We start from the raw sequence: 1822 nt of genomic DNA on the forward strand, positions 1-1822 counted from the left end.
GGTTGGACCGTCCCAGATTTCGTCATCCTCGGGTCAAGCCCGAGGATGACGAAGGGAGGGCTGTTTCCGCTAATTGTCGAGGTATGAATTCCGGTCGTATGGGCAGCCAGCCGGGATGTTGCAGTTCTGATTCAATTGGTTGCGGGAATGATTCCGGATCATCACTCAACGCCTTGATTTCATTCGCTGGCTTATCTTGGCTAAAGCTCCAGCTTCGCCGGAAAACCGGGGGCGCGCAGGTCCGTTCCCACCGTATCCTCAAGCAGTTTGACGATTTGCGTCGACCAGGCGGCGCCGCCATAGGCCGCCTTGCCTTGCTCGAAAATCGCATTGACCCGAGCAGCGAGATCGAGCGGCACGCCAGATTTCTCGGCCATACCCAAGGCAAAACCAAGATCCTTCAGCGCCAGGTCCATCGTAAAGCCGATATCGTAAGAGCCGTTCAGGACAAGCTGGCTTTCGGTCTCATGTACGAAGCTGTTGCCGGAGGACGCAACGATGGCGTGGTAGGCCTGGGCAAGATCGAGGCCGCCCTGCTTGGCCAGCATCAGCGCCTCGCCGGCGGCGACGAGATGGATGAAGGCCAGCATGTTGGTGATCACCTTGATCACCGCCGCCGAACCGATCGGCCCCATCAGGAAGGATTTCGCGCACATTGCCTCGATCGCGCCGCGATGGCGTTCGTAGAGCGCGGCGTCGCCGCCGACCAGCGCGGTGATCTTGCCCGCCGCCGCCAGATGCACGCCGCCGGTGACCGGGCACTCCAGCGTGTCGATGCCCCTGGCCGAGGCCAGCGCCGCGAGACGCACGATCTCGTCACGGCCGTTGGTCGACATCTCGATCCATGTGCCGCCCGGGGCCAAGCCTTCCAGCAGGCCAGCCGGGCCGGCCAGCACCACTTCGCTGACTTTCGGCGAGGGCAGGCATGTGATGGCGTTGCCGGCCCGCGCGACCGCCTCAGCGGGGCTCGACGCGGCGGTGGCGCCGAGCGCCACCAGGCGCTCGACGGCGGCCGGATCGCGGTCGAAGACCGTGACGGCAAAGCCGTTGCGGATCAGGCTGGCGGCAAGGTTGCCGCCGAGATGGCCAAGGCCGATGAAGGCGTAGCTTTCGCTCACGGCATCAGCGGCGTCTGCATCATCTGCAGATGCAGGTCCTTGCCCGTATAGGGATGGGCATCGCACACCGCTTCGTTGAGCTCGACGCCGAGGCCGGGCTCCTTAGACGGGATGACATCGCCGTCCTGCCATTCGATCTTTTTCTTGAGCAGCGTGGCATGGAAGCCGTCCCACTGCTTCAGCGATTCCAGGATCAGGAAGTTGGGCAGCGTCACAGCCAGCTGGATGTTGGCCGCACCCACGATCGGCCCGCAATAGCAATGCGGCGCGACCTGGATGTGATAGGCTTCCGCCATGGCGGCGATCTTCTTGGTTTCGAGAATGCCGCCGGAACGGCCAAGGTCGGGCTGCAGGATGGTCGCGGCACGGTTCTCGATGACGCGGGCGAATTCCGACTTGGTCGTCAGCCGCTCTCCGGTGGCGATCGGGATCGAGGTGCCGCGCGCCACCTGCGCCATCACCTCGGGCATGTCTGGCGGCACCGGCTCCTCGAACCACAGGGGATCATAGGGCTCGATGGCGCGCGCCATGCGCAGCGCGCCCGAGGCGGTGAACTGGCCATGCGTGCCGAACAGGATGTCGGCGCGGGTGCCGACCGCCTCGCGGATCGCCTTGATCATGCGTGTCGAAACGTCGATGTCGAGCAGGCGCGGCTGGTGGCCGTCGAAAGCGGTGTAGGGGCCGGCAGGGTCGAGCTTGACGGC

General features: G+C 64.5%; 2 protein-coding genes. Both read right to left on the reverse strand.

Annotated features, from left to right (window positions below; translation table 11 throughout):
• Window positions 1–200: 200 nt before the first annotated feature.
• Window positions 201–1118 carry an NAD(P)-dependent oxidoreductase gene (locus J0I79_RS00045; RefSeq protein WP_292854122.1) on the reverse strand — a complete coding sequence of 306 codons (918 nt, stop codon included), beginning with the start codon at window positions 1116–1118 and terminating at the stop codon, window positions 201–203.
• Window positions 1115–1822, reverse strand: a 708-nt coding sequence (locus tag J0I79_RS00050) for a mandelate racemase/muconate lactonizing enzyme family protein (RefSeq protein WP_292854124.1), incomplete at its 5' end; no start/stop codon positions are given. The genes J0I79_RS00045 and J0I79_RS00050, both read right to left, overlap by 4 nt.

Source organism: Mesorhizobium sp. (assembly GCF_017306585.1).
Lineage (GTDB): Bacteria > Pseudomonadota > Alphaproteobacteria > Rhizobiales > Rhizobiaceae > Mesorhizobium.